The sequence below is a fragment of the Nocardioides pollutisoli genome (assembly GCF_040045055.1).
Taxonomy (GTDB): domain Bacteria; phylum Actinomycetota; class Actinomycetes; order Propionibacteriales; family Nocardioidaceae; genus Nocardioides; species Nocardioides tweenelious.
Map to the genome: position 1 here is coordinate 3136692 of NZ_JBDZDU010000001.1, position 25716 is coordinate 3162407.

A 25716-nucleotide genomic window follows, 5' to 3' on the forward strand; every position below is an offset into this window, starting at 1 on the left:
TCGCCTGCCCACCATCGGGGCATGACAGAGAACAAGAAGACAGCACTGGTCACCGGCGCCAACAAGGGCATCGGCTACGAGATCGCCGCGGGCCTGTCGCGGCTCGGCTTCCGCGTCGGCGTGGGCGCCCGCCACGCGGGTCGGCGCGACGAGGCGGTCGCCAAGCTCCAGGCCGACGGGCACGACGTCTTCGGCGTACCCCTCGACGTGACCGACGACGCGAGCGTCGCCGCCGCGGCCGCGCAGCTCGAGGCGGAGGGTGGGCTCGACGTGCTCGTCAACAACGCCGCCATCACCGGCGGGATGCCGCAGGAGCCGACCCAGGTCAGCGCCGCGCAGGTCCTCGAGGTCGTCGACACCAACGTCATCGGCGTCATCCGGGTCACCAACGCGATGCTGCCGCTGCTGCGTCGCGCCGAGTCTCCGCGCGTCGTCAACGTGTCGAGCACGGTCGGCTCCCTGGCCCTGCAGACCGCGCAGGCCGAGGCGGTCGGGCCGATCTCGGCGGCGTACTCCCCGACGAAGACCTACCTCAACGCGATCACGATCCAGTACGCCAAGGAGCTCGCCGACACCAACGTCCTGGTCAACGCGGGCTGCCCCGGCTACGTCGCGACCGACCTCAACGGCCACCGAGGGACGCGTACGCCGGAGCAGGGCGCCGCGATCTTCCTCGAGCTGGCGACGCTGCCCGACGGCGGGCCGAGCGGGACCTTCCGCGACGAGACGGGCATCCAGCCCTGGTGAGGGATCAGTAGCCGGCGAGCCAGTTCTTCAGCTCGACGATCAGGGTCGCGATCACGAGGATCGCGAAGGCGAACGACGCGGCCTTGGTCCGGCCGGCGCCGCTCCACCGCATGGAGAGGTAGCCGACGACCGCGACGAACAGCGTCAGCACCAGCTCGGTGCCGTTGAGCTCCACCTTGCGCGGGAAGACGAGCATCGCGATCGACGCCAGCGTCGCCACGGCGACCGCGCCGCCGAGCTGGGACACCGCGACCCGGGCGTCGTGCCGGTCGAACTCCCCGGCGCTGACCCAGAACGAGAACCAGTGGGCCAGCGCGAGCCCCAGGGTGATGCCCCAGACGACGCCGAGCCCGTGGGCGTGCAGCGGCTTGCTGTCGGGCAGCGCCGTCAGGGCGGCGAGCAGGCTGATCCCGATGTAGAGGGCCATCGTGTTGGCCTCACGACGCCGCTCGGCGCGGTGGTGCTCAGCGCGGTCCTGCTCGTGCGCGGTCTCGACATCGGCCATGGGGAGCATCATTCCCGGGCTCGACCGACCTGGTGGCGGATTCGCAGGTGTCGTATCGCTCCCGCTCTGTTCGTGGTCCTGGTGAGAGGCTGCCCACCGAGGGCGCCGTACGACTCCAGGAGACGCAGATGCCGCACCCCGAGCCCGTGGCCCGCCGGATGTTCGACCTCACCGAACCCATCTCGCTGGTCAACTTCTTCTCCGACGAGCCCAACGAGGCGATGGCGGCGCTCGGCTTCACGAACTACTGGGACGGCTACTTCGCCGGGCGTTCCGCCCCACTCGGCCGGGTGCCCGCCGAGGTGGTCGACGCGGCGTTCTACAACTTCGCCCCCGGCGAGGTCGCCCGCCACGTCCCGAAGGTCTGGGAGACCACCACGCCCGAGGCCGCGCACGCCGCGCGCCAGCAGGGCTGCGTCGCCGCGCTGCGCCGGATCCTCGTCGACCACGTCGCGACACCGGGTCTCGCTCGGGCCGCCGAGCTGCTGGCGCGGGCGTCGGTGAGCGCGCCGGTCGAGGGCCGGGTCATGTACGCCGGCCTGCGCTCGCTCCCGATGCCCGAGGAGCCGGTCGCGCGGCTCTGGTACGCCGCCAACATGCTCCGCGAGCACCGCGGCGACGGCCACATCGTGGCCCTGATGGCCGAGCAGATCGGCGGCCTGGAGGCCCACGTGCTCTGCGCCCTCGACGCGGGTGTCTACCCGGCGGAGACGTTCGGCCGGATCCACCACCTGCCCAAGCAACTGCTCGCGGACCTCATGGACGGGATGCGCGGTCGCGGCCTCCTCGATGCCTCGGGCCGCTTCACCGAGGCAGGCCGCGCCACCAAGGACCGGATCGAGTCGCTGACCGACGCGCTCGCCGAGGCGCCGTACGACGCGCTCTCGTCGGACGAGCGCTCCGAGCTCATCTCGGTGCTCGAACCGATCACCGCGCGGCTGCAGGAGACCGGCTCGCAGTAGGTTCTGGGGCGTGTTCCACGTGATGTTCCTCGAGCCCCGGATCGCGGGCAACACCGGCAACGCGATCCGGATGGTCGCCGGCACCGGGGCGCACCTCCACCTGGTCGAGCCGCTCGGCTTCGACCTGTCGGAGCCCAAGCTCAAGCGCGCGGGCCTCGACTACCACGACCTCGCGTCGGTGACGGTGCACCCGGACCTCGACGCCGCGCTCGCCAGTGAGGACCTGGCGTCCTCACGGGTCTTCGCCTTCACCGCCCACGCCACCCGTTGGTACACCGATGTCGAGTTCCAGCCCGGCGACGTGCTCCTCTTCGGGCCGGAGCCGACCGGCTTGTCGGACGTGGTCCTGGACCACGACCGCGTCACCGACCGGCTCCGCATCCCGATGGTGGCCGGCCCGAGATCGCTCAACCTCTCGAACTCGGCGGCTGTCGTGATGTACGAGGCGTGGCGGCAGAACGGCTTTCCCGGCGCCACATAGGCGGTACGTTGCGCGGGGCCGCACTGCGGTCCCGCGCCCCGATAGGAGACCTCATGGCCGTCCGGCCCTTCACCCGCCAATCGACCGTGCAAGACCTGGCCTCGACGCTGCCCGGGCGCGCGTTCAAGTGGATCATCGTGCGCCAGCTCCCGCCGACCTCGACCGAGGAGGAGCGTCAGGGGCTGGAGGACCTCACCCTGGGTCTCCCGGTGGAGACCTTGGTCGAGCTCTCCGAGGGCAAGCTCACCTGGGGGATCGCTGACTCCGTCATCGATCTGGCGAACCGCCAGCCGCAGCGTCTGATCCCCCGTGGTGTCGAGGCCGGCAAGGGAGTCCTGAAGAAGGTCAGCGGCGCGGTTCGCCGCTGACCTCAGGCGACGCTTCAGGCGCTGGCCGCGAGAGCCTTGACCTCGTCGCGGGCAGCGACGATCGCGGTGTGCTGACGGGTCACGACGTCGCGGAAGCCGGCGCTCAGGTCCTGCTGGAGCGCCTTCTCGTACTCCGACACGGCGTGGTCCTCGCCGGTCAGCGCAGCCTTGAGCACACCCTCGGGGGAGTCCCCGGTGAGGGCGTCCTTCAGCGAGATCCACCCGCGGTGCATGGTCGCGGCGATCGATCCGCTCTCGTCGACGTCGTCGCCGTAGTCCTCACCCATCGCGACGATCTCGCGGTGGAAGTCCCGGCGCTGCTCCGACAGGCGCGTCAGCGTCGCGGCCCACTGCGAGTGGTCGTCGCCGTGCAGCTTGTGGGCCGAGTCAGCGAAACCCTTCTCGCCGTCCTTGAGCGTCTCGACCAGTTCCTTGGCGACCTGCTTGTCGTCCGACACGATTGCTCCTTTGCAACGATGGCTGTGAGACGGGGCAGTACCCGTCGCGGTCGCACCTAACCCTTCGCGGCTGCCGGATCCCCGGCACGGGCGTACGACGTACGGCGACGGGGAACACCTGCGAGGTGACCGTGTACGCCGCCTGGACCTCGGCCGATCTGCTCGAGCTGGACGTCGCGCGCGATCTCGCCGGGCCGTGGCGCGAGGTCGTGGTCGCCGCCGGCGGACTCGCCTTCGTGGACAGCGACCACACGCTGTCGCAGGTCTACCACGCTCTCAAGTGGTCGCTCGCCGACGGCGTCTCCCTCGCGGTCATCCCCGTCGGCGACCTCCCGAAGGCCAAGGGCCTGGCGGCTGGGACGAACAGCTGGCTCCGGTCGCGGCTGGGATCGAGCAGCTAGGGCGCGTCGTACTCAGTGCGGCTTGCGCCACTCGACGAGGTAGCGCCACATCGGCAGCCGCCGATAGGTGCTGCCGGGAAGCGCCCGGGCCACCGTCGCCCGCACCGTCGCCCACGTGTCGGGCGGGTCCGCCTTGACCGTCGGTGGGTCCCACGCCTGCATCCGTCGGGAGACCACCTGGTGGGTCAGGACGTCCCGGACCTCGTGCAGCAGGTCCCTCGGACCCCCTCGGCGTCCGAACCCGAGCACCAGGAGGACGCCGCCCGGGGCGAGCACCCGGACCGCCTCGGACAGGGCGCGCTCGGGGTGGACGTGGTGGAGCACCATCGTCATCGTCACCGCGTCGAAGGAGCCGTCCCCGAACGGCAACGCGACCGCCGAGGCCGCGGCACAGCTGACGCCCGGCGACGAGATGGGCAGCACCGACGGGTCCGAGTCGACTCCGACCACGGACCTCCGGTCGGTCGCCACGTAGCGGCAGAACGTGCCCTCGCCGCACCCGACGTCCAGCACCCGGCTCGCCGAGGCCGGGACGCGTGAGGCGAGGAGCGGGAAGTAGTGCGTGTTGTGGTTCCAGCGCGCGGCGAAGGGATGCCCGCCACCGTTGCGCATCCTCCGAACCTACTGGCTCTCACGCCCTGCTGGGTCAGACACCCAGCGCTGCTGCCAGGCCCTCGGGGTCGGCGACAGCGAGGGTTGCGCCGGGATGCCGGATGAGGCCCGTGGTGTCGATGGCCGTCACGGGCTCGGCGAACTCCAGGCACAGGGCCCGGTCGCCGTTGCTCATCATCGACACCCCGCGATCACTCAGCGACAGATGAGCGGGACCGGCGGTCTTGACGAAGCTGAAGCCGCCGGTGAGCTGCGCGGCGACGACGTTCGCACGCGGTGTCAGCAGCTTCCACGGCCCGTAGCGGACGTAGAGCCAGTGCGGACCCACCTCCACCGACGTCGTCGCCGGAGTGATCCCGAACGGTCGAGCGGCCGCGGCGTACGCCGGGGTGAAGGCGAACTCGAACTCGCGGACGACCTCGGACGGCCGGGCGTGCTCGACCCCCGGCGAGGGCATGGCAACCAGTCGGCGTAGCGCTGCACCTGCCATCGGCCGGTAGGCCTGCGCGGGGACCGCCGCCGGACCGTGCACCTGCAGGAGCGCCCGACTGCCGCCCTGCGCGGTCGGCAGCACGTAGTGGCGCATCTGCACCCGTGCCGGCCCGACCGCCACGTCCCACGACCAGGCCCGCAGGTCGGCATCGACCTCGACGATCTCGTAGTCGACGCTGAGCGGACCAGGTCCGGACACCCGGCCGGTGCCTCCCACCCGCAGCTCGGAGTCAGCCGATGTCACGTCGCGGATCTGCGGAGCCCACGTCGGCCACTGCGACGGGGTGGTGAACCGCCACCAGACTGACTCGGGATGCGCCGCCCCCACCGCCTCGACCAACATGACCTCGAGACTGGCACACAGGCCCTGGGCGCTCTGCCCTGTACGTCCTCTATCCGCGCGCAGGGAGCTGGTGCAGGACGACGTCGCTGAGCCCGCCGTCGACTGCCGTCGCAGTCATGTAGGTGCAGTGCGGCTGCCTGCGCCGGTCGGTGGGCGAGCCAGGGTTGAGCAGCCGCAGGCCGGTCGACGTCACGGTGTCCCACGGGATGTGGCTGTGGCCGAAGACGAGCACGTCGAGGTCGGCGTACTCAACGCTCATGCGCTGCTCGCGCCCCTGGGCCTGCCCGGTCTCGTGGACCACGCCCACGCGGACGCCCTCCACCTCGACCCGCGCGACCTCGGGCAGTCGCTCGCGCAACTCGCCGTGGTCGTTGTTGCCCCAGCACGCGACGAGCCTCGTGGATCGCGCCTCGAGCTCGTCGAGGAGGCGTACGTCAACCCAGTCGCCGGCGTGGATCACGACATCGGCGTCCTCCGCCGCCCGCCACACCTCCGCCGGCAGGTCGCGGGCCCGCTTGGGCACATGGGTGTCCGCCAGGAGCAGGAGTCGGGCAGCCATGGGTTCAGTCAACTCCATAGGGTCCGAAGCATCAGAGGTGCAGCGCGTTAGCGATGGCTAGCCCCTTCATTCGCGGCGGAATGATCCAGCGGAAACTGCTCGAATTTCGGCGGCTCATCAATCGACCAGGTTGGGCCCATCCGGGAAATGATCAGTTTTAGCGGCACTCGTCCGTGCCTCTTGAAGGAGTCTTCGGGCAACGACTTCGTTGCGCTTGAGGCGCGCTGCGATCAGTGCGGACAGGCCGAGGACGATCACCGCGGTGAAGATCAGCCAATCGTGGCCCGGCGTCTCCTCGCGATGAGGAAGCACCTTGTCGCAGACGATCGCGACGACGACGGTGTAGAGGTATACGGCGACGATTGACGCCCCACGGCGAGCGACGATGGGGGACAGGAGCGGCAACGCCAGGAGAATCTGCCCTGCGGGACTGTCAAACGGTCCACCCGAGTACATCGTGATCCAAGCGCTGAAGATCACTGCGCTCACACCCATGAGCTGCACGCGGAACGCGTGCGACCTCGGCCAGGGTGACGCAGGTATGACTAGCTGCATCCCCGTGTCATCGATCGCTTTCGGCTGTTGCACAGCATCGAGCTCGTCCTGGCCGGGGTTGCCGAACAGAAGGACATCGATGTGCCGCATCCACGCTCCGACGAACGCGAAACGCCGCCGCAGAAAATCCGTAAACCGCTTGAACCGAAAGCTCGCCCACACACCGAAGCAACTGAGGATCGTAATCGGGAGGTAGTACCACGGCGGGGCCGCCTCCGGAGCCAGGAAGTACGTCGCTCCGGCGAATAACGTCAGTGAAAAGCACGTGAAGCTCGCGACTGTCGCGACCTGTCCCTGAGGAATGAGTTCGAGGTCTCGAACTGCAGGCTCTCGCGGCTGCGTTGACATCTCAGACCTCCGCAGCCAGATGTTTGCTGTAGTAGCCCGCTGCCGCAGTGGCGCTACGGCAGTAGTCCACGAGAACAATCACGCTTGCCAGGAGGACAACCCACCCGATTGCTGCACTCGCCGGCGACGCTGTCACCACTAGAGACACATACACGGCGATGAACAGACCATAAATCGAATGCCACTTCGCCCCGACGACGACAACGTCCCGGCCGCGCAGCAAGTGCAAGCTGAAGGCGCCGTGCGCCAAGTCGCGCACGACAAGAGCGACGAATAGGGCCCAGCCGCTATCGAACACAAGGCAGCACGTCAAAAGAAAGACGTGGATTGAGACCCTGTCGATGACGACGTCAAGAGTACGACGCAGCGCGTCGTCGTACCCGAAGACTCGAGCGACCTTGCCATCGACAATGTCGAGCGCAACGTAGGCGACGATCAGAACGAGACTCGAGAGTGCCGCCTCCATGATCAACGCCCAGGTAAGTACGCCCGCGACTGGGATCCGAACCAGGGTTGGTGCAGCGACGAGCCAATATCGTATTGACCGGTCTGCAGCCCTCTGCCGCGCGCCAGGGGAACGCAATGTGAGCGCTGTCGGGCCATCATGAAGCCTCGGCAAGATCGCAGACGACATAGTCCCCACTTTGGTAGTCGAGTCCGCCGGTGAGCGTATTGGAAGCGGCGATTCGAGCACATCGCTTTCCTAAAAATTCTAGATCCGGCCTTTCCGGCATCTATGGGCCGCACGCTCCTACAACGAAGGACACGCGAGCAACACCGCACCAACCGTCGCGCCACGCGCAGCCCCTACCCGTCTGTCCGTCCACGTCGAACCCCTAGTCCCCTGATCTGTTGTGACTCCGAACCGGGTGCTCGCATCCCCTGCCGGGCGACGCGCTCACGAGAGCCGCGCTCGTGTCTTGCCGAGTCGTGACGCCGGCGATCGCCCGAGCGTCCACCAGTATCTGTCTGGGAGCGTCATCGTCATGGCGGGATTGTTGGTGCCCGCATCTGGGTGGCGCGCCCGACAGGCGGTGGAATGACGAGCCTGCATCGGCGTCTACCGCTTCCGCTTCTTGGACTTCCCGGCGCGCCGCGCCTTCCTCGGGTCGGGTGGCGTAACAACGCGATGACTCAAATCTGAATGCGTCGCGGCGTCGCCCAGAGTCTTGTGGAAGTAGAACGCCGGCTTCTCGGCAAGAAGCGGTGGCGCCCAATCCTTACCGAGCAACCGAGGGAGAGGCGCCCCCCGCTCGCCAACGGTGAAGCCGTGTCGGCCATAAAATGACTCAAGTCGGTCCACGTCCAGGCCTGGAGTGACGTTGCCGAACCACACCCGCACCCCAGCAGCCACGAGCCCTTCTTCCAAGAACTCGATCAAGGCCGAGCCGACGCCCTTCGATCGCGAATCTGGGCGTACCGCAATCAGGTCGAGCTCACTGTGCTGCTCCAGTACTGGGCGAAAACCCAGGGGATCTCCCATCAGAACCGACATGACAGCGGCTTGAGCTCGGCAGGTCAACGCGGCTCCGAACAGTTCGCCATCATCGCCGCGGAACTGGGCGACCGTCACGTCGTAGTTCCTCTGACCCCAGGACGTCATCGGCACCGCGTCGGGTGCGATCCCCGGAATCGCTTCCTCGAACAGAGCCTGAGCTGCGGCAAGTTCGGCGATCGTAGAGGCGATCGTGACGGGCATGACGCGAAACATATCTGCTCCGGAGGATGGGAGTAGGTGCCTTGGCGGTGACACCGACCGCTCGCCGACTCCGACGACGCCCAATCTGGCGGAATCGACGCGGAAAGAGCAACGTTTGTCGGTACCGGCTGACAAATTAGGAGCGTGGCCGGAACTGTAGTTGTCGACGCTCCTGCGCACGTCGGTGGTCCTGCGATTGTCGGCGCCGCATCGGGGCTGATGCTGTTGCCAACCAACGCGTCGCGTTTAGTGCGCCTGCACCGCTTAGCAGCACTCGGCATGGCGATCGCGGACGACTCCCGCAATCCGCTGAGTTCGAGCATGGTGCGGACCCTGCTCAAGCGCGACGACATCGGAGGTAGCCGAATCACGCGCGAGGAGGACCCGTACTCCGAGATCCTCATTCAAAGCGTTTCCTTCTTCGGCGGCGAGTATCTCGTCTCGCCCGGCTCCGGTGAGAACACCGTCTCCGATGTGGAGAACCTTGCCGACGCGGCATTCCGTGAGGACTGGATGCCAACGGAGGTTCGCGTTCTCATGCGGCAACTCATTCAAGGTCTTCTCACAGTGAGCAACCTTGTGCTGACACGGGCCGGACTCACCAGGGGAACACGACCGGGTAGGTCGCCAAGGACGCCGGTCGATGTACCGAGCGCGTCGCGCCTTGAAGAGTTGGCGCGGGCTGCGTTCGTCAGCCATGAGGATCTAGAAGCACACGGCTCTTGGCTGCATATGGTCGTCGACACCTTCGCGCTCGACCCCGGCGAACTCGTTGAACCGTGCGACGACGATGTCTTGGAGGACCGGCTCCTGGAGATGCCCTTCCTCCGGTTGCAGGACGGGTATCAGGTAGCGGTGCCCGTTGACCTGCTGCTAACCATCCGCCACCACTTGCTTCGTTTCGCGTATCAGGAGGGGCAACTCGACGAACTCGGCAAGCGCTACCGCAATGCTGCTGTCCGACGAGTCGAGCGGTTGCTGCCTCGCGACGCCGAACGAAGGGTTCTGTCGGAGGACGAGTCGATGAACCGGTTCCTGTTCGCTCTTGACCCGGCAACGGACCTGCATGTCATCGCAGCGACCGATCCCCTGGCCGACTGGACTCCAGAGAAGGTTTGGGGGATGTACGACACCCATGCAGTTCTCAACCGCATCGGTCGCCTCCTCGAACCAGGCGAGCGATCCGCGTACTCATCGGCGGAAACGGTGTTGCACCTGGTCATCACGGACAGTCCGGGCCGCTCCTCGTTTTGGGGTGTCCCGAACGTGGACGGCGCGGACCCGGTCCTGATGTCCAGGGCCGATGACTTAGAGGTCATGCTTCACCGCGAGCCGGACGGTGCTCTCGGGTTGCTGTACTTCGCCGAAGCCGTCGACCGTCGGCCCGGCGACTCGATGTCGACCAACATCCTCGACGAGTACACGACGTACGAGGACAACGAGAAGTCGTTCTACTTCTCCGACGACGGTCCGCCCAACTTCGTTCTCTTCCAGACGGGCGACGGATACTTCGAACGGGAAAAATTCTTTGAGGAGACGGACCGCCACGGCGTTGAAGCGCCTGTCCCGGGCCGACCCATGGTCCAAGCCAAGCGGCGGTACAACCGAGACACTCCCGAGATCTTCGTCATCGAGTCGTCAGCTTCGTACATCGGGTACGTCGTTGAAGTTGGAACCGTCGCGGTCTTCGTCAGCCCAGACATGAATGACGAACCGTCGCCAGATGTGGCCGCTCTACTCCTCGAATGCGTGTCCTTCTGGGTCCGTGAATGCATGGTCGTCGGCGCGATGACACCCAGGTCACGCAGGAGCCACCTAGTGGTGTCGCCTGGCCCAGCATCCGCATGGCGCCGCAATGTGGGCGCTTCGGCCGAGCATCCAATCGTCGCGACACGAGGTGAAGGGACACTGACGCTGCGGTTTACCGACCAGTTCACCGCCCAACTCCAAGAGGAATCGAACATCGCGGAGCGGCACCTCGTGACGGCACTACTCACCGGCCTGTTCGAAGTTGACGCCAGCGCAGCCCCGTCGCTTGTTGACCTAGTCGCGCCGCTTGGCCCGAAGAGAATGCTCAACGCGTTCAACGAAGACAACGCTCCCGACATGCGCGCCGAGCGCCTCCCAGCACCCCTTACTGGGCACGAACAGGTCACTGCTCAGATTCTTGACGAGCTCGGCGAATGGCTCCGCCATCCGAACGGTGCCGGTCTCGTGGTGGGGCCGCTAACAGGTGATGACAGGTCTGAAGCGTTAAACAAGGCGGTTAGTCACCTGTTCAAGCTCCTTGAGATAGACGTCGCCCGTTACGACCAACAGGCCCTGCTTGACTACCTCGTCGCACAGAACGAGGCACTCGTCTACTTCGTGAACTACAACGCACGGATGCTTCGGTCGCGACTGGCTTGTTTCGGGGCCGACGCTGAGACAACCAAGGAACTGGTCAAGCACCGAAGTGAGAGCGCGACTGCTCACCGAGCCAACCGGTTCCTCATCGAATATGTCGCCGCCCAACCACCGGACGGTGATCGAGTGCCCACGACGCGCGACTACTACCAACTCCTAGGTGTGGCTCGGGAGATCATTGACCGCGGAACAGCGTCAGACTTCCTGCACTACAAACTCGCGGATTTCGACGTCTCCATCCTCGAATCGGGTCGCCTCGGCATGAACCGTGACGAACCAGTCGACCACGCCATTAAGGCTTACGCGGAGGCGGCCGGAGTGCGCGCAATCCGAACTGCGATCGCGCCATCGACAGACGGCTCCACCACCGCATCCGGACCGGACATCGTGAGCGAGAGCGCAGGCGCGATGCGCAGTGAGTACGGCTTTACGCTGGCCGACCTGCGCGAGGTGTGCGGTGGATTGCTCGACCTTGGTACCGCAGACCAAGTCACTCGCATTGCCCGCCCGGACGCACTGAGCGACGTGGCGACCAATCGCAGTCTCGACCCGGAGGTGGTCGAGACCGTGCTGCACGCCATCACGCTGACCCCGCGCGAGGACTTCATGAGCATCGGCCCCGACGCTGTCCCGTGGCGTTTCAACCGCAACATGTCCTACGTACGGAGGCCGCTCGTCCTGCAGGGTGAGCATTTGGTCTTCGGCTTCAGGAGCGTTCTCAACACCGGACCCTATTGGTACACCAGTCTCACCTCCGGACGGTTGCAAGCGAGCGCTAAGACCCAAGCAATGAAGGCGTACGTCTCCGAAGCGCGGGGCCGCATCAACGACGCATATGCCGCAGACGTCGCACAACGGCTGCGCGACCTCGGCGTCACAGCCGAGCTCGCAGTGGACAAGATCGGCGGAACGCGCATCGCAGATGCGGATGGACTCGACCTTGGTGATATCGACGTCCTCGCATGGCACCCGGACACCCGCACCGTTGTCGCCATTGAAGCGAAGGACTTTGAGATCGCCAGGACCCCTGCGGAGATGTCACATGAAGTCGTGAAGCTCTTCGCCGGCAAGCAAGGGAAGAAACCAGAACGATCAACCGTGGAGAAACATCGGCGACGCATCGAATGGCTCGGAGCCAACCTCGCTCGTGTGCTGACTCATTTCGGCGTCGACGGAAACGCTGACGACTGCTCCGTCGTAGGGGTAGTTGTCACGAGTGACCCACTCGTGAGTCCCCTCATTGAAACGAGCCCGGTCCCGGTTCTGGCATTCGCGGACTTGGACCTGGACGTCCTAGGACTCCGGCGGAGGCGCGAAAGAAGGAAGGAGCGCGGCCGGCGGTAGCCGAGCTCAGCATGCCCGCTCGCGACAACGTCGTGCGGACGTCGAGGGTGCGGCATTCTGGGCGGAATGACGCGACCGGGCGGACCTCTCAGGCCACCATCACTCGGCCCGAGACGGCGGTGGCACGACCGGGCTGATCCCGCACGACCGACCACGCGTCCGCGATGCGTCGTACGGCGTCGGTGAGCTGGTCGGCGGGCTTGGTCCACGGGATCCGGACGAAGGTGTCGAGGCCGCCCTCGGCGGCGAAGACCGGGCCGGGGGCGATGATGACGCCGCGGCGCTCGGCCTCGGCGGTGATGGCGGTGCCGTGAGGGCCGGGGAGTCGGCACCAGAGGGCGAGGCCTCCGGTGGGGACGACGAAGGTCCACTCGGGGAGGTGCTCGCGGACGGCGGCGACGAGGGCGTCGCGCTGCTCGCGCAGGCGGAGGCGGTTCTCCGCAAGGATCGCGTCGGCGTCGGCGAGGAGCCGGACGAGCACGAGCTGCTCCATGACGGGGGCGCCGAGGTCCATGCTGATCCGGGCCTGGGTGAGCTGCTCCATGAGGGAGTGCGGCGCGCGGATCCAGCCGAGACGCAGCCCGCCCCAGAAGCTCTTGCTCGCGCTGCCGAGGGTGATCGTGTCGGGCGAGTACGCCGCGAACGGGCGTGGCATCTCCTGACCGTCGAGCGGCAGCGCCTGGTGGGCCTCGTCGACGATCGCGGTGGTGTGGGCGCGGCGGAGGTGGGCGGCGTACTCCTCGCGCTGGGCGTCGGTCATCAGGTGGCCGGTGGGGTTCTGGAAGTCCGGGATCAAGTAGGCGAGCTTGGGTGAGGTCTGCCGGAGCACGGCGGCGACGGCGTCGAGGTCCCAGCCCTCGGGGTCGACCGGCGACGGCGTGAGCCGGGCGCCGCCGTGGCGCAGCGCGTCGGTGGCGTTGGGGTAGACGGGCGACTCGACGAGCACGCGGTCGCCGGGTCGGGTGAGCGCCTGCGCGACGATCGACGCAGCGGTGAGCGCACCCGGCGTCACCATGATCTGGTCGGGACTCGTCGGCAGGCCGCGTTCGTCGTACGACGCCGCGATCGCCTGCTGGAGCTGGGGGAGACCGGCGGGGAAGTAGCCGTGCCCGCCGAGGTACGCCGGGAGGTCGCCTGCCGCGTCGGCGTACGCCTTCGCGAGGGCGGGCGGCGCGGAGGGTGCCGCGCAGTTGAGGTCGATCGCGTCGCTGTCGCCGGCGCGGGGGAGCAGTGCGCGGTCGTGGGCCCGGGTGCGTCCTCCGGGGACGCGGGTGAACGTCCCCGCGCCGCGCCGGGCCTCGGCGTAGCCCGCCTCGCTGAGGGCGGCGTACGCGCGGGTGACAGTCGTCCGCGAGACACCGAGCGCGTCGGTGAGCTCGCGCTCGCTGGGCAGACGGGTGTCGAGCGCAATCCGGCCGTCGCCGATGAGCAGGGTGAGCGCGTCAGCCAGCCCGGCGTAGGCGGGGGAGCGGTCGAAGTCGCCGACCAGAGTGGCCACGCGCGAGGCGCCGATGGTGCGGGTCATGCAGGCCACTGTTTCACGATTGGCTATTTGGCAACAGGCCAATTCGCACCAGACTGCTCTCGTGACCCAGATCGCCCACGCCCCGACCGGCCTCGGCCTGACCGACCTCGGCCCGATCGCCCAGCTGCGCGCCGGGCGGCTCGGCCGCCGGCTCGTGCAGCTGTACGTCGGCCTCGTGCTCTACGGCGTCTCGCTGGCGATGATGGTCCGCGGTGACGTCGGCCTGGCGCCGTGGGACGTGCTCCACTCCGGGCTCACCCAGCACCTGCCGATCACCTTCGGCGAGGCCGTCGTGGTGATGAGCTTCGTGGTGCTGCTGCTCTGGATCCCGCTGCGCGAGATGCCCGGCCTGGGCACCATCTCCAACGCGTTCGTCGTCGGGTTCGCGGCCGACGGGACGCTGGCCCTGCTCGGCAGCCCGGACAACATGGTGCTCCGGGTCGCGCTGATGCTCGGCGGGATCGCGGTGTGCGGTCTGGCGAGCGCGATGTACATCGGAGCCCAGTTCGGCCGTGGTCCGCGCGACGGCCTGATGACCGGCCTGTCGCGGCGTACCGGCTACTCCCTGCGGCTGGTCCGCACCTGCCTCGAGGTGACCGTGGTCGTGATCGGCCTCTTCCTCGGCGGCGCGATCGGGGTCGGGACCGTCCTCTACGCGCTGGCGATCGGCCCGCTCACCCAGCGGTGGCTGCCGGCGTGGATCGTCGAGCCTGACTGAGGGTGGGTCTCGGGGTGGGTCTCGATACGCTCGCTGGCGCTCGCTACTCGACCAACGAATGATGAGCGGAACTCGCTACTCGACCAACGATGGGCGGGGTCAGCGCTTGGTGGCGATCAGGGCGCTCGCGTCCGGGGCGACCATCACCTCGACGGCGGTGAACCGCTCGTCGGTCAGCCACTGCTCGCGGAGGGTGTCGACCCGGCCGTAGCTGATCGGCGGCCACATCTCGCACGGCGTGAAGTCGTCGAGCACGACGATGCCACCGGCCTCGACCAGGTCGGCGACCGCGTCGACGTTGACCTCGGTCGGCTCGCCGGAGTCGAGGAAGAGCAGCGAGAAGGGGCCCTTGTCGAGCAGCGTCGACCAGTCGGCCGAGAGCACCTCGACCTGGGGGTCGTCGACGAAGATCTCGGCGGCCGCGTCGGCCAGCTTGGCGTTGAGCTCGGCCGTCACGATCTTGGTGTCGGTGCCGCGTACGCCGGAGCGCAGCCACGCCGTGCCGACGCCGCAGCCGGTGCCGAACTCGGCCATCGTGCCGCCGCGCGTCGCGGCCAGGGCGGCCAGCAGGCGCCCGGTCTCGTTGCGGCAGAAGGAGGCGTACCCGGCCTTGCGGGACACCGCGAACGCCCGGGTGACGACGTCGGGCAGGTCGGGTGGGTGACTCATGGTGCGAGTCTTTCATTGCGGGACGGTCGTCTCGCATGTCGAACACTCCGTGGAATGTCGTCGCCCGACGGGCCGCCCTCACGTACGGTGTCATCACCATGCGGAACGTCTTCGTACTTATTGACCGCCACGGCGAGGCTCTTTAGAGGAGCCACCTCGCCGTGGTGTTCGGCGTTGACGGCTTCTCGATACATCTCGATCGAAGACGTCTTCGCGGTGTGGTCGCCCATCAGTTCAGCGCGATCCGCAATCTGCATGGTTCTTGTCTCGTGTGATCCACGAGCCGCTCCGGTCATTCCCCGGGGAAGTCTTCGTTCCAGGTGTATCGAGCCGAATGGACACCTGATGAAAACGAAACCTTCCACGAGAGAGAGCAGACCGATGTACGACATGTACCCCGAGTGGGGACCTGCCCAGCACCACCCCGACAACCCGCGCAGCCAGGAGAACATCAGCGCCGCCATCCAGGCCTCGCTCGACCTGCGGGACAACGGCGGCCAGCGCCCGGACGACAACTAACCTTCGGCGCATGACGACCACTGACTCGAACCCCAGCTCCGGCACGATCCGCCTCGCCGTCATCCCCGGCGACGGCATCGGCCAGGAGGTGACCGCCGAGGCCCTCAAGGTCCTCGAGGTCGCGTCACCCACGGGCGTGAAGTTCGAGCAGACCCGTTACGACCTCGGCGCCGAGCGCTACCTCGCTACCGGCGAGGTGCTGCCCGACTCCGTGCTCCGTGAGATCCGCGAGCACGACGCCATCCTTCTCGGTGCGGTCGGTGGCAAGCCCAACGACCCGAACCTGCCGCCCGGCATCCTCGAGCGCGGCCTCCTGCTCAAGCTCCGCTTCGAGCTCGACCACTACGTCAACCTGCGACCGTCCCGGATCTACCCCGGTGCCGCGTCGCCCCTGGCCAACCCAGGTGAGGTCGACTTCATCGTGGTCCGCGAGGGCACCGAGGGCCCCTACACCGGCAACGGCGGCGCCCTGCGCGTCGGTACGCCGGCCGAGGTGGCCACCGAGGTCTCGGTCAACACCGCCTTCGGCGTCGAGCGCGTCGTCCGCGACGCCTTCGCCCGTGCGCAGCGGCGCCCGCGCAAGAAGCTCACCCTGGTCCACAAGACCAACGTGCTCGTGAACGCCGGCTCCGTGTGGTGGCGGCTGTTCCAGGAGGTCGCGGCCGAGTATCCCGAGGTCACGACCGACTACATGCACATCGACGCGGCGATGATCTTCATGACCACCGACCCCGCGCGCTTCGACGTGATCGTCACCGACAACCTCTTCGGCGACATCATCACCGACCTCGCCGCTGCCATCACCGGCGGCATCGGCCTGGCGGCCTCCGGCAACGTCAACCCCGACCGGACGGCTCCCTCCATGTTCGAGCCCGTCCACGGCTCGGCGCCCGACATCGCGGGCCAGCAGAAGGCCGACCCCACTGCCGCGATCCTGTCCACCTCGCTGCTGCTCGACCACCTCGGGTACGCCGACGCCGCCGCGGCCATCGAGACCGCGGCCATCGAGGACCTCGCCGCCCGCACCCCGGGCGCCACGCGCCGTACCTCCGAGGTCGGCGACGCGATCGCCGCGCGAGTAGGCGGCTGACGCCCGTCGTACATCCGCACAGACGGCCGGGCACACGTTGGTGTGCCCGGCCGTCTGCATTTACCTGAAGGGCCTACTAAGTTGTCATCCATGGAGATCAGCACCACCGCGTCGACCACGCCCGTCGACGACGCCCGCCTCGCGGAGATCCTCGAGAACCCCGGCTTCGGCAACCACTTCACCGACCACATGTTCCGGGTCGAGTGGACGCCCGAGGCCGGCTGGCACGACGCCCGGATCGAGCCCTACGGTCCGCTCAGCCTCGACCCCGCGACGGCGGTCCTGCACTACGCGCAGGAGACCTTCGAGGGGATGAAGGCCTACCGGCACCCTGACGGGTCGATCTGGTCCTTCCGCCCCGAGGAGAACGCCGCCCGCATGGTGCGCTCGAGCCACCGGCTCGCGCTGCCCGTGCTCGAGGTCGACGACTTCGTCCAGGCCGTCGACGCCCTCGTGACCGCCGACCAGCGCTGGGTGCCCGACGCCACGGCGGCCGGCTCGGGGGAGAAGAGCCTCTACATCCGGCCGTTCATGTTCGGGTCCGAGACGTTCCTCGGCGTCCGTCCGTCCCAGCACGTCACGTTCATGGTGATCGCCAGCCCGGCCGGTGCCTACTTCAAGGGCGGCGTGAAGCCGATCAGCCTCTGGCTCACGGAGGAGTACACCCGCGCCGGCCGCGGCGGCATGGGCGCGGCCAAGACCGGCGGCAACTACGCCAGCTCGCTCGTCGCGCAGCAGGAGGCCACCAGCCACGGCTGCGACCAGGTCGTCTTCCTCGACGGCCAGGAGGGCAAGTACGTCGAGGAGCTCGGCGGCATGAACATGTACTTCGTCTACGCCGACGGCCACATCGTCACCCCGGCGACCGGCACCATCCTCGAGGGCATCACCCGCGCCAGCATCATCGAGCTCGCGGGCAAGATGGGTCACCAGGTCGAGGAGCGGAAGTTCTCCATCGACGAGTGGCGCGACGGCGTCACCAGCGGCGAGATCACCGAGATCTTCGCCTGCGGCACGGCCGCGGTCGTGACCCCGGTCGGCGAGCTCAAGTGGGACGGCGGCTCGGTCCCGACCCCCGAGGGCGGCGCCGGTCTCTGGTCGCAGATCCGCGAGCAGCTGGTCGACGTCCAGTTCGGCCGCGCCGAGGACACCTTCGGCTGGATGCACAAGATCGTGGGTTGAGGAGGGACGAAGTCCCGTCTCGAAACCACGCCCCGCTGCTGCACACCCTGACCCGATATGGATAAGGTAAGGCTCACCTAACAAGGAGAGCCTGATCGTGCGTGCCAGAACCCTGCTCGTCGCCGCCGCGCTGGTGGTGCCGTTCGCGCTCGCCGGCTGTGGCAGCGACGCAGCCGAGCCCGAGCCCACGGCCTCGGCGAGCACCGGTGACGGCACCTTCCCGGCGACCGTCGAGCACCGCTACGGCACCACCGTGGTGCCCGAGGCGCCCGAGCGTGTGGTCACCGTCGGCGTCACCGAGCAGGACATCGTGCTGCAGCTCGGGGTGGTGCCGGTCGGCGTGACCGAGTGGTACGGCGAGCAGCCGGACGCCACCTGGCCCTGGGCCCACGACCTGCTCGGCGGCGCGCACCCGGAGGTGCTCAGCGTCAGCGACGGCTTCGAGTTCGAGAAGATCGCGGCGCTCGAGCCGGACCTGATCATCGGCACCAACTCGGGGATGAGCGAGAAGGACTACGAGCTCCTCTCCGCGATCGCGCCGACCGTGACCAACGTGGCCGGCGGCGACAAGTACTTCTCGCCGTGGCGCGACCAGGTGCTGCAGATCGCCGCGGCCCTCGGTCGCACCGCCGACGGCCAGGCGATCATCGACGAGACCGACGCGGCGTACGCCGAAGCCGCCGCCGCGCACCCGGAGTGGGCCGGCCAGACCGCGACCTTCTCCCAGGGCGGGCCGTACGACGGGCTGATCTACGTCTACCCCGACGGGCTCAACACCGACTTCCTCACCGACCTGGGCTTCTCGATGACCCAGGGGCTCGAGGGCTACGCCCCGGAGGCCGGCTCGCAGGCCGAGATCTCCGCCGAGAACACGCCGCTGCTCGAGGCCGACGTCGTCGTCTTCGCCACCGAGAGCGCGAAGCAGTTCGACGGGCTCCAGGACTTCGGCACCATCGGCACGCTGCCGGCGGTCACCGAGGGCCGGGCCGTCTACACCGACGAGATCCTCGCCGGTGCCCTCTACTTCCTCACCCCGCTCAGCCTCGACTACACCCTCGACCACCTCACTCCGATGCTCGAAGCAGCATCCGTTGGAAAGGCACCCCGTGCATACCCGTCCTAGCCCCGCATCCACCGACCGCCGACGTTTCCTCGCCGGCCTCTCGGTCCTCGCCCTCGCACCCGTCCTCGCCGCCTGCGGCAGTGACAGCGACAGCGGCAGCGCCGCCGACCCCTCGACGGGTGGCTCGAGCGCAGCTCCCGAGGAGGCGGCGTTCCCCGTCACCATCAAGCACAAGTACGGCGAGACGACGATCGAGAAGGCGCCGGAGCGCGTGGTCTGCGTCGGCCTGACCGACCAGGACACGCTGATGGCCCTGGGCGTCGTACCGGTCGGTGTGACCTACTGGTTCGGCGACGAGAGCGGCATCAACTCCTGGGCGCGGGACTACCTCGGCGACGCCGAGCTCCCGACCGTCCTCAAGGACACCAACGGGGTCGAGATCGAGAAGGTCGCCGCACTCGCGCCGGACCTGATCATCGGCGCCTACAGCGGGCTCACCGAGCAGGACTACAAGAAGCTGTCCGCCATGGGGGTCCCGGTCGTCGCGCAGAACGGCGACTACGCCGACTACGGCACCCCGTGGGAGGAGGCCGCGCTGATGCTCGGCACCGCGATCGGGAAGCCGAAGGCGGCTCAGGAGCTCATCGACAAGGCCACGAAGCAGATCGCCGACGGAGCCGCGGCGCACCCGGAGTTCGGGGGACAGACGGCCGCCGTCGTCACGCCGTACGAAGGGCTCTTCCTCTACGGCCCGGAGGACCCGCGCTCCCGACTGCTGACCGACCTGGGCTTCGACCTGCACTCGCTGATCACCGACGCCGACGACAGCGAGTTCGGTGTCTCGGTCAGCGCCGAGCGCACCTCCGACCTCGGCGACATCGGGGTCGCTGTGTGGTTCGACCTGGCGAAGGCCAAGGACGTCGACTCGATCTTCCAGTCCACCGACGCCGGCAAGGAAGGCCGGTGGATGGACATCTCCGAGAGCGACGGCGACTTCTACGTCGCCCAGAGCTTCGTGACGCCGATCAGCATCCCCTACAACCTGGAGCGGTTCCTGCCGATGCTCGCCGCCGCGGCCGACGGTGACCCGAAGACCGAGGTGCCGGTCGTCAGCGGCTAGCGTTCCGGCATGCGCCTCAAGCTGGGTCGGCCCGACATCGCGACGTACGCCGACCGCTTCGACGTCCCGCCCGCCGACGGACCGCTGAGCGCGACCTTCCTCGGCGTCGCCAGCCTGCTGGTCGACGACGGCGAGACCGCGATCCTGACCGACGGGTTCTTCTCCCGACCGCCGCTCGCGAAGGTGCTGCTCGGGAAGGTCGCTCCCGACGCCGCCCGCATCGACGCCGGGCTCTCCCGCGCGGGCATCGACCGGGTGGCGGCCGTGCTCCCGGTGCACAGCCACTTCGACCACGCGATGGACTCGGCGGTGGTCGCCGACCGGACCGGCGCCGTGCTGGTCGGGGGTGAGTCGACGGCGAACGTCGGTCGCGGCCACGGTCTGCCCGCCGACCGGATCCGGGTGGCGACGCCCGGCGAGCCGATGGCGTACGGCGCCTTCACCCTCACGCTGGTCGAGTCCCACCACTGCCCGCCGGACCGCTTCCCCGGCGAGATCACCGAGCCGGTCGTCCCGCCGGTGAAGGTGGCGGCGTACAAGTGCGGCGAGGCCTGGTCGATCCTGGTCGAGCACGCGAGTGGCGCGAGCGCGCTGCTCCAGGGGAGCGCCGGCTTCGTGACCGGCTCGCTCGCCGGGCGCACGGCCGACGTGGCCTACCTCGGCGTCGGCCAGCTCGGTGTCCAGAGCGAGGACTACATCCGCACCTACTGGGCCGAGACGGTCGACGCGGTCGGCGCGCGTCGCGTGGTGCTGACGCACTGGGACGACTTCTTCCGACCGCTCGACCAGCCGCTGCGGGCGCTGCCCTACCTCGGTGACGACCTCGACGTCACCATGCGGGTCTTCGACGAGCTCGCCGCCGCGTCCGGCGTCTCCGTCCACTTCCCGACCGTGCGGCGGCGCGAGGACCCCTGGGCCTGATAGGTCGGCCGACCGGTGTGCCAAGATCGCCAGTCATGACCTCCTGGCGCAGCACCGCATCGGCCCAAGCGCAGAAGGACCTGGACGGTCTGCTCAACCTCGTGCTGCCGCTGGCCCAGGAGCTCCTCGGCAAGAACGGGCAGTTCTACCCCTTCGGCGCCTCGGTCGCGACCGGCGGTGAGGCGTCGCTGACCGCTGCGGACCCGACCCTGGGGGAGCACCCGCAGCCCGAGCAGGTCCTGGCCAGCGTCTACGACGGAGCACGTGCCGCCGCGGCCGAGACCCGGGCGGCGGCCTTCGTCTCCGACGTCCTCATCGAGAGCGGCGACGCCGTCCAGGTCGAGCTCGAGCACCGCGACGGCATCGCCCTCGTCGTCCTCGTGCCCTACAAGCCCGCCACGCTCAAGCGGGTCCCGACCTTCCGGGACATGAGCGTCGTGCCCGGTGAGTCTCGGGTCTGGACCGCCGGCTAGGGGTTCCATCCCGACGACGATGCCTGGCCGCACCCATCTGCCGATGAGCGGTTGCTCCGGGACGTCATACGAGTTGGCTGCCGGGGCGACCAGGTCGTATGACGCCCTGGCCAGTTGCCGCACTCATCTGCCCCGATCAGCGCGCCCATGGCTCGAGAGGCGACCTCTAGGAGGCGACGTCCTGGTCGGTGCTCAGCCAGCCGGCGAGGTCCTCCATGTACGCCGTCTGTGACGGGTAGTCCATCGACGACGAGTCCCAGTCGTGGATCTGGCCGCTCTGGTACGCCGTGGTCCGGGCGAAGGTCGGCTGCTCGCCGAGCTGCTCGGTGGAGTAGGAGTTGCGGGTGGCGTTGATGAACAGGTCCGGGTCGTAGCGGTCGGCGTTCTCCCAGCTGAGGATCTCCCAGTAGTAGTCCTTGCCGCCGATCTTGGTGAAGTTCACGCCGAGGTCCTGGTAGTAGAGCAGGGCCGGGTCGTCGGGCGCCTTCGCGATGTAGAGACCGTCGGCGTCGGCGTAGATCGGCACCACGGAGAGACCGGTCTCGGCGGCCTCGCTGAGCTTCGCGGACGCCGCCTCGAAGGCCGCGCGGTCCTGACCGACCGGGCTGTCGTCGCTGGTGTCGACGCCGAGCGAGGCGGCGAGCTCCTCGTTCGTCTCGATGACGTCCTTCATCGACCCGACCTGGGCGACCGCGATGACCGGCGCGATCGCCTTGACCTTGGCCAGCTGGGCCTTGTCCTTGAAGCCGTACATCTCGTCGGGGGTGTCGCCGGTGTACGACGTCGCCACGATGATGTCGGGCTGCGCAGCGGCGAGCTGCTCGAGGTTGATCTCGCCGTACGTCGAGCCCACGACCTCGGTGTCGTCGAGGTCGAGCCCGTCGAACATCACGTCCTCGGCCGGGTCGCTCCAGGTGAAGATCGCCACCGGCGTGATGCCGAAGTGCCACAGGGCCGCCGCAGCATCGCCGTACGCCGCGACCCGCACGGGCGCCTGGTCGAGCTCGACCTCCTGGCCGAGGTCGTCGGTCCAGGACCAGGGTCCGGCGCTCGGGGTCGCACTGTCCTCGGGGCTGGCGGTCGTCGAGGAGCCGTCGCTGCCGCACGCGGCGAGCGTCGCGGCGAGGACGACGGCGACGGACGCGCCGATGAGGTCACGCAGTCGGGGCATGGGTCAGGTCCTTCTGGTGGGTGGAGGGGGTGGGGACGACGATCGGGAGACCGGTCCGCGGGTCCTCGAGGACGTCCGCGTCGAGACCGAAGGTGGAGGCGAGCAGGTCGGGCGTGAACACCTCGGCGGGCGTGCCGTCGGTGGCGACCACGCCGTCCTTCATCGCGACGATCCGGTCGCTGTAGCGGGCCGCGAGGTTGAGGTCGTGCAGCACCATCACGATGGTGCGACCCCGCTCGCGGTTGAGACGGGTGACCAGGTCGAGGACCTCGACCTGGTGGGCGAGGTCGAGGTACGTCGTGGGCTCGTCGAGCAGCATCAGGTCGGTGTCCTGGGCCAGGGTCATCGCGATCCAGGCGCGCTGGCGCTGGCCGCCCGAGAGCTGGTCGAGCGGTCGCTCGCGCAGCGCGGCGGTGCCGGTCATCTCGAGCGCGGACTCGACGATCCGCTCGTCCTCGGGCGACCACTGGCTGAACCAGCGCTGGTGCGGGTGCCGCCCGCGGCCGACCAGGTCGCGCACGACGAGGCCGTCGGGGGCGACCGGGCTCTGCGGCAGCAGCGCCATGCGACGGGCGATGTCCTTGGTGGGCAGGTCGTGCACCGGCTGACCGTCGAGCAGGACCTGCCCGTGGGTGGGCTTGAGCAGCCGCGCCATCGTCCGCAGGAGCGTCGACTTCCCGCAGCCGTTGGGGCCGACGATGGTCGTCACCTGGCCGTCGGGGATCGCCAGGGACAGGTCGCGGACGACCGGCTCGGCGCCGTACCCGACGGTGACGGACTCGGCGCGCAGACGGTGGGCGGTCATACCGACACCTTTCGGTTGGAGCGGAGCAGGAGCCAGATGAGGTACGGCGCGCCGATCGCGGCGGTGACGATGCCGGCGGGGACCGAGAAGGGCAGGACGACCCGGGTCACGACGTCGGCCGCCACGACCAGGCACGCGCCGACCATCATCGACGCGAGCATCGGGGGACGGGGGCCGGCGGTCAGGCGCAGGGCGATCTGGGGGACCACGAGGGCCACGAAGCTGAGCGGGCCGACCGCGCTCACGGCGACCGAGGCGAGCCCGACCGCTGCCACCAGGGTGAGCAGCTGGGTGACCTGGAGCCGGACGCCGAGCCCGCGCGCCGGGTCGTCGCCGAGCTGCATGGCGTTGAGCGAACGGGCGAGCAGGAGGGCGACCGGGACGAGCACGGCCAGGGTCCAGACCAACGGCCAGGCCTGGTCCCAGCCGCGGGAGTTGAGCGACCCGTTGAGCCAGACCTGGGCGCTGGCGGCGTCCTGGATCCGGGCGTTGACCAGGAGGTAGGACGTGAGGGCGGTCAGCGCGAAGCTCATCCCGATGCCGATCAGGATCAGCCGCTGGCCGTCGATGCCGCGGCGCCAGGACAGCACGTAGAGCAGGACGGCAGCCGTGAGACCACCGATGAACGCCGCGATCGGTACGCCGACCTGTTGCAGCGTGCCGCTGACCAGGCCCCCGCCGTAGCCGGAGACGCCGGTCAGCACGATCACGGCGACCGCGCCGAGCGCCGCCCCCTGGTCGACGCCGAGGATGTCGGGGCTGGCGAGCGGGTTGCGGGCGAAGGTCTGGGTCAGCGCGCCGGCCAGGCCGAGCGCGAGGCCGACCAGGATCGCGACCAGGGTCTGCGGGAGCCGCAGCTCCATCACGATGAACCGCTGGCCGGGGTCGCCGCCGCCGAGCAGCGTCCTGACGACGTCGGTCACCGGGATCTCGAAGTCCCCCTTCGCGAGGTCGACCGCGACGAGCGCGGCCAGGACGACGAGGCCGAGGACGGTGACGATGCCGGCGCGGACCGGTAGCAGCCACGAGACGGGGCCGACGCGCAGCGGGCGGGCGAGGGCCGTGCTCATATCCGCACCATCCGGCTGCGGCGGACGAGCACGATGAACGCCGGGCCGCCGACCAGCGCCATCACGATGCCGACCTGCAGCTCGGCCGGCCGGACGACGACCCGTCCGATGACGTCGGCCGCCACGAGGAAGATCCCGCCGATCAGCGCGGAGTAGGGGATCACCCAGCGGTAGTCGACGCCGGCGAAGAAGCGGGCGACGTGGGGCACGACAAGTCCGACGAAGCCGACGGGTCCGCAGGCGGCGGTGGCCGCGCCGGTCAGCATCATCACGGCGAGGACGCCGATGACCTTGTGCCGCATCGGGTGCAGTCCGAGGGAGACCGCCACGTCGTCGCCGAGCTGGATCAGGTTGAGCTTCGCGGCGCTGATCGCCGCGAGGAGCACACCCACCACCAGGAAGGGGAGCACCTCCCAGAAGACGTCCATGTCGCGACCGGCCACCGAGCCCACGGACCAGTAGCGGTAGTCGTCGAGCGTGTCGATGTCGCGGAGCAGGATCGTCTGGGTGAGCGCGTAGAGCAGGGCGCTGACCGCCGTACCGGCCAGCACGAGCGAGACCGGATCGGGACCGCCGCGCGTGGACCCGATGGCGAAGACCGCGACCGACGCGAGCCCGGCGCCGAGCAGGGCGAACCAGGCGTAGCCGGTCAGCTCGGTGACCCCGAAGACGTAGATGCCGATCACCACGGCGAACGATGCGCCGGCCTCGACGCCGAGCAGGCCCGGGTCGGCGAGCGGGTTGCGGGTGTGGCCCTGCATCAGTGCGCCGGCGACCCCGAGGGCCAGGCCGACCGCGATCGCGACGACGGTCCGCGGGATGCGGAGGTCGTGCACGATCGTCGACGCGTCGGATCCGTCCGGGTGGAGGAGCACGTCGACGACCGTGCCGAGCGGGATCGTGCGGCTGCCGATCGCCAGGCTCAGCAGGCCGGCCACGACCAGGAGGGCGGCCAGCACGAGGAGCCCGCGGACGCTGCCCCGGCGCACGCGGGGGAGCGTGCGCAGTGGAGCGCCGACCGGGGTCGGAGCGATCGTGGTCATGGGCGTCCTTCGCGGCATCAGCAAGGCAGGTAAGGCTAACCTTAGTAGTACGGTCGCCCGGCGCGGC

The 25716-nt window shown here is 68.7% G+C and carries 29 protein-coding genes; 14 read left to right on the plus strand and 15 right to left on the minus strand.

The features are described 5' to 3' along the window. The first annotated feature begins 21 nt into the window (after positions 1-21). Positions 22-747: an SDR family oxidoreductase gene (locus tag ABLE68_RS15370; RefSeq protein ID WP_348872505.1), complete on the plus strand. Its 726-nt coding sequence runs from the start codon at positions 22-24 to the stop codon at positions 745-747. Between the two features lie 4 nt (positions 748-751). Here ABLE68_RS15370 and ABLE68_RS15375 read toward each other — a convergent pair whose 3' ends face one another. Beyond that, entirely contained in the window at positions 752-1252 is a 501-nt protein-coding gene (locus ABLE68_RS15375; RefSeq protein ID WP_348872506.1) for a hypothetical protein, read from the minus strand. A 128-nt stretch (positions 1253-1380) separates the two neighbouring features. Here ABLE68_RS15375 and ABLE68_RS15380 point away from each other — a divergent pair, with 128 nt between their 5' ends. Genes ABLE68_RS15380 through ABLE68_RS15390 form a run of 3 tightly spaced genes read left to right on the plus strand, consistent with a single transcriptional unit; the run spans position 1381 to position 3063 of the window. After that, positions 1381-2214 (plus strand): SCO6745 family protein, encoded by an 834-nt coding sequence (locus ABLE68_RS15380; RefSeq protein WP_348872507.1) that lies wholly within the window; start codon positions 1381-1383, stop codon positions 2212-2214. A 10-nt stretch (positions 2215-2224) separates the two neighbouring features. Further along, positions 2225-2695 (plus strand): tRNA (cytidine(34)-2'-O)-methyltransferase, encoded by a 471-nt coding sequence (locus tag ABLE68_RS15385; RefSeq protein WP_348872509.1) that lies wholly within the window; start codon positions 2225-2227, stop codon positions 2693-2695. Positions 2696-2748: 53 nt separating this feature from the next. After that, positions 2749-3063: a hypothetical protein gene (locus tag ABLE68_RS15390; protein ID WP_348872510.1), complete on the plus strand. Its 315-nt coding sequence runs from the start codon at positions 2749-2751 to the stop codon at positions 3061-3063. A 14-nt stretch (positions 3064-3077) separates the two neighbouring features. Here the strand turns inward: ABLE68_RS15390 and ABLE68_RS15395 are convergent, their stop codons facing one another. Continuing rightward, positions 3078-3521: a ferritin-like domain-containing protein gene (locus tag ABLE68_RS15395; RefSeq protein ID WP_348872511.1), complete on the minus strand. Its 444-nt coding sequence runs from the start codon at positions 3519-3521 to the stop codon at positions 3078-3080. A 125-nt stretch (positions 3522-3646) separates the two neighbouring features. Between ABLE68_RS15395 and ABLE68_RS15400 the strand changes: the two genes are divergently transcribed. Next, positions 3647-3922, plus strand: coding sequence for a hypothetical protein (locus ABLE68_RS15400; RefSeq protein WP_348872512.1), 276 nt, complete (start codon positions 3647-3649; stop codon positions 3920-3922). Positions 3923-3934: 12 nt separating this feature from the next. Here the strand turns inward: ABLE68_RS15400 and ABLE68_RS15405 are convergent, their stop codons facing one another. The 6 genes from ABLE68_RS15405 to ABLE68_RS15430 all read right to left on the minus strand — a co-directional run bounded on the left by ABLE68_RS15405 (position 3935) and on the right by ABLE68_RS15430 (position 8530). Then, a complete protein-coding gene (locus ABLE68_RS15405) occupies positions 3935-4534 on the minus strand; it encodes a class I SAM-dependent methyltransferase (protein WP_348872513.1) in 600 nt (199 codons plus the stop codon). 34 nt (positions 4535-4568) lie between these two features. Beyond that, positions 4569-5369 carry an SRPBCC family protein gene (locus ABLE68_RS15410; RefSeq protein WP_348872514.1) on the minus strand — a complete coding sequence of 267 codons (801 nt, stop codon included), beginning with the start codon at positions 5367-5369 and terminating at the stop codon, positions 4569-4571. Positions 5370-5418: 49 nt separating this feature from the next. Next, positions 5419-5928, minus strand: a complete 510-nt coding sequence (locus ABLE68_RS15415) for a metallophosphoesterase family protein (protein WP_348872515.1) — start codon at positions 5926-5928, stop codon at positions 5419-5421. 117 nt (positions 5929-6045) lie between these two features. Further along, on the minus strand, positions 6046-6831 hold the full coding sequence (locus ABLE68_RS15420) for a hypothetical protein (RefSeq protein WP_348872517.1): 786 nt from the start codon (positions 6829-6831) through the stop codon (positions 6046-6048). 1 nt (position 6832) lies between these two features. After that, positions 6833-7465, minus strand: coding sequence for a CDP-alcohol phosphatidyltransferase family protein (locus ABLE68_RS15425; RefSeq protein WP_348872518.1), 633 nt, complete (start codon positions 7463-7465; stop codon positions 6833-6835). Between the two features lie 426 nt (positions 7466-7891). Continuing rightward, positions 7892-8530 (minus strand): GNAT family N-acetyltransferase, encoded by a 639-nt coding sequence (locus tag ABLE68_RS15430; RefSeq protein ID WP_348872519.1) that lies wholly within the window; start codon positions 8528-8530, stop codon positions 7892-7894. 279 nt (positions 8531-8809) lie between these two features. Between ABLE68_RS15430 and ABLE68_RS15435 the strand changes: the two genes are divergently transcribed. Further along, complete coding sequence (locus tag ABLE68_RS15435) at positions 8810-12280, plus strand: hypothetical protein (protein ID WP_348872520.1); 3471 nt, start codon at positions 8810-8812, stop codon at positions 12278-12280. Between the two features lie 88 nt (positions 12281-12368). Here ABLE68_RS15435 and yczR read toward each other — a convergent pair whose 3' ends face one another. Then, complete coding sequence (gene yczR, locus ABLE68_RS15440) at positions 12369-13805, minus strand: MocR-like transcription factor YczR (protein WP_348872521.1); 1437 nt, start codon at positions 13803-13805, stop codon at positions 12369-12371. Positions 13806-13866: 61 nt separating this feature from the next. Here yczR and yczE point away from each other — a divergent pair, with 61 nt between their 5' ends. Next, positions 13867-14523: a membrane protein YczE gene (gene yczE / locus ABLE68_RS15445; RefSeq protein WP_348872522.1), complete on the plus strand. Its 657-nt coding sequence runs from the start codon at positions 13867-13869 to the stop codon at positions 14521-14523. A gap of 99 nt (positions 14524-14622) precedes the next feature. Here the strand turns inward: yczE and ABLE68_RS15450 are convergent, their stop codons facing one another. Together ABLE68_RS15450 and ABLE68_RS15455 are read right to left on the minus strand one after the other, a co-directional pair. Beyond that, the gene (locus ABLE68_RS15450) at positions 14623-15192 is read right to left on the minus strand and encodes an O-methyltransferase (protein WP_348872523.1); all 570 of its coding nucleotides are present in this window, start codon (positions 15190-15192) and stop codon (positions 14623-14625) included. Next, a complete protein-coding gene (locus tag ABLE68_RS15455; RefSeq protein ID WP_348872525.1) occupies positions 15189-15449 on the minus strand; it encodes a hypothetical protein in 261 nt (86 codons plus the stop codon). The genes ABLE68_RS15450 and ABLE68_RS15455 overlap by 4 nt, the downstream gene beginning before the upstream one ends. 124 nt (positions 15450-15573) lie before the next feature. Between ABLE68_RS15455 and ABLE68_RS15460 the strand changes: the two genes are divergently transcribed. The 7 genes from ABLE68_RS15460 to ABLE68_RS15490 all read left to right on the plus strand — a co-directional run bounded on the left by ABLE68_RS15460 (position 15574) and on the right by ABLE68_RS15490 (position 21560). Continuing rightward, entirely contained in the window at positions 15574-15711 is a 138-nt protein-coding gene (locus ABLE68_RS15460; RefSeq protein WP_348872526.1) for a hypothetical protein, read from the plus strand. A gap of 10 nt (positions 15712-15721) precedes the next feature. After that, positions 15722-16801 (plus strand): 3-isopropylmalate dehydrogenase, encoded by a 1080-nt coding sequence (locus ABLE68_RS15465; RefSeq protein ID WP_348872527.1) that lies wholly within the window; start codon positions 15722-15724, stop codon positions 16799-16801. Between the two features lie 90 nt (positions 16802-16891). Next, positions 16892-17983: a branched-chain amino acid aminotransferase gene (locus ABLE68_RS15470; protein WP_348872528.1), complete on the plus strand. Its 1092-nt coding sequence runs from the start codon at positions 16892-16894 to the stop codon at positions 17981-17983. Between the two features lie 97 nt (positions 17984-18080). Beyond that, complete coding sequence (locus tag ABLE68_RS15475) at positions 18081-19106, plus strand: ABC transporter substrate-binding protein (protein WP_348872529.1); 1026 nt, start codon at positions 18081-18083, stop codon at positions 19104-19106. Next, positions 19090-20166, plus strand: coding sequence for an ABC transporter substrate-binding protein (locus ABLE68_RS15480; protein ID WP_348872530.1), 1077 nt, complete (start codon positions 19090-19092; stop codon positions 20164-20166). Before ABLE68_RS15475 ends, ABLE68_RS15480 begins: the two co-directional genes overlap by 17 nt. Before the next feature lie 9 nt (positions 20167-20175). Further along, positions 20176-21087: an MBL fold metallo-hydrolase gene (locus ABLE68_RS15485; protein ID WP_348872531.1), complete on the plus strand. Its 912-nt coding sequence runs from the start codon at positions 20176-20178 to the stop codon at positions 21085-21087. A gap of 35 nt (positions 21088-21122) precedes the next feature. Further along, entirely contained in the window at positions 21123-21560 is a 438-nt protein-coding gene (locus tag ABLE68_RS15490) for a hypothetical protein (protein ID WP_348872533.1), read from the plus strand. Between the two features lie 166 nt (positions 21561-21726). Here the strand turns inward: ABLE68_RS15490 and ABLE68_RS15495 are convergent, their stop codons facing one another. From ABLE68_RS15495 to ABLE68_RS15510, 4 genes are read right to left on the minus strand one after another with little or no spacing between them, the layout of a single operon-like run. Beyond that, positions 21727-22731, minus strand: a complete 1005-nt coding sequence (locus ABLE68_RS15495) for an ABC transporter substrate-binding protein (RefSeq protein ID WP_348872534.1) — start codon at positions 22729-22731, stop codon at positions 21727-21729. Continuing rightward, on the minus strand, positions 22715-23536 hold the full coding sequence (locus ABLE68_RS15500) for an ABC transporter ATP-binding protein (RefSeq protein ID WP_348872535.1): 822 nt from the start codon (positions 23534-23536) through the stop codon (positions 22715-22717). The genes ABLE68_RS15495 and ABLE68_RS15500 overlap by 17 nt, the downstream gene beginning before the upstream one ends. Continuing rightward, the gene (locus tag ABLE68_RS15505) at positions 23533-24606 is read right to left on the minus strand and encodes a FecCD family ABC transporter permease (protein WP_348872536.1); all 1074 of its coding nucleotides are present in this window, start codon (positions 24604-24606) and stop codon (positions 23533-23535) included. The genes ABLE68_RS15500 and ABLE68_RS15505 overlap by 4 nt, the downstream gene beginning before the upstream one ends. Continuing rightward, positions 24603-25649, minus strand: a complete 1047-nt coding sequence (locus ABLE68_RS15510; protein WP_348872538.1) for a FecCD family ABC transporter permease — start codon at positions 25647-25649, stop codon at positions 24603-24605. Before ABLE68_RS15510 ends, ABLE68_RS15505 begins: the two co-directional genes overlap by 4 nt. Positions 25650-25716: the final 67 nt, after the last annotated feature.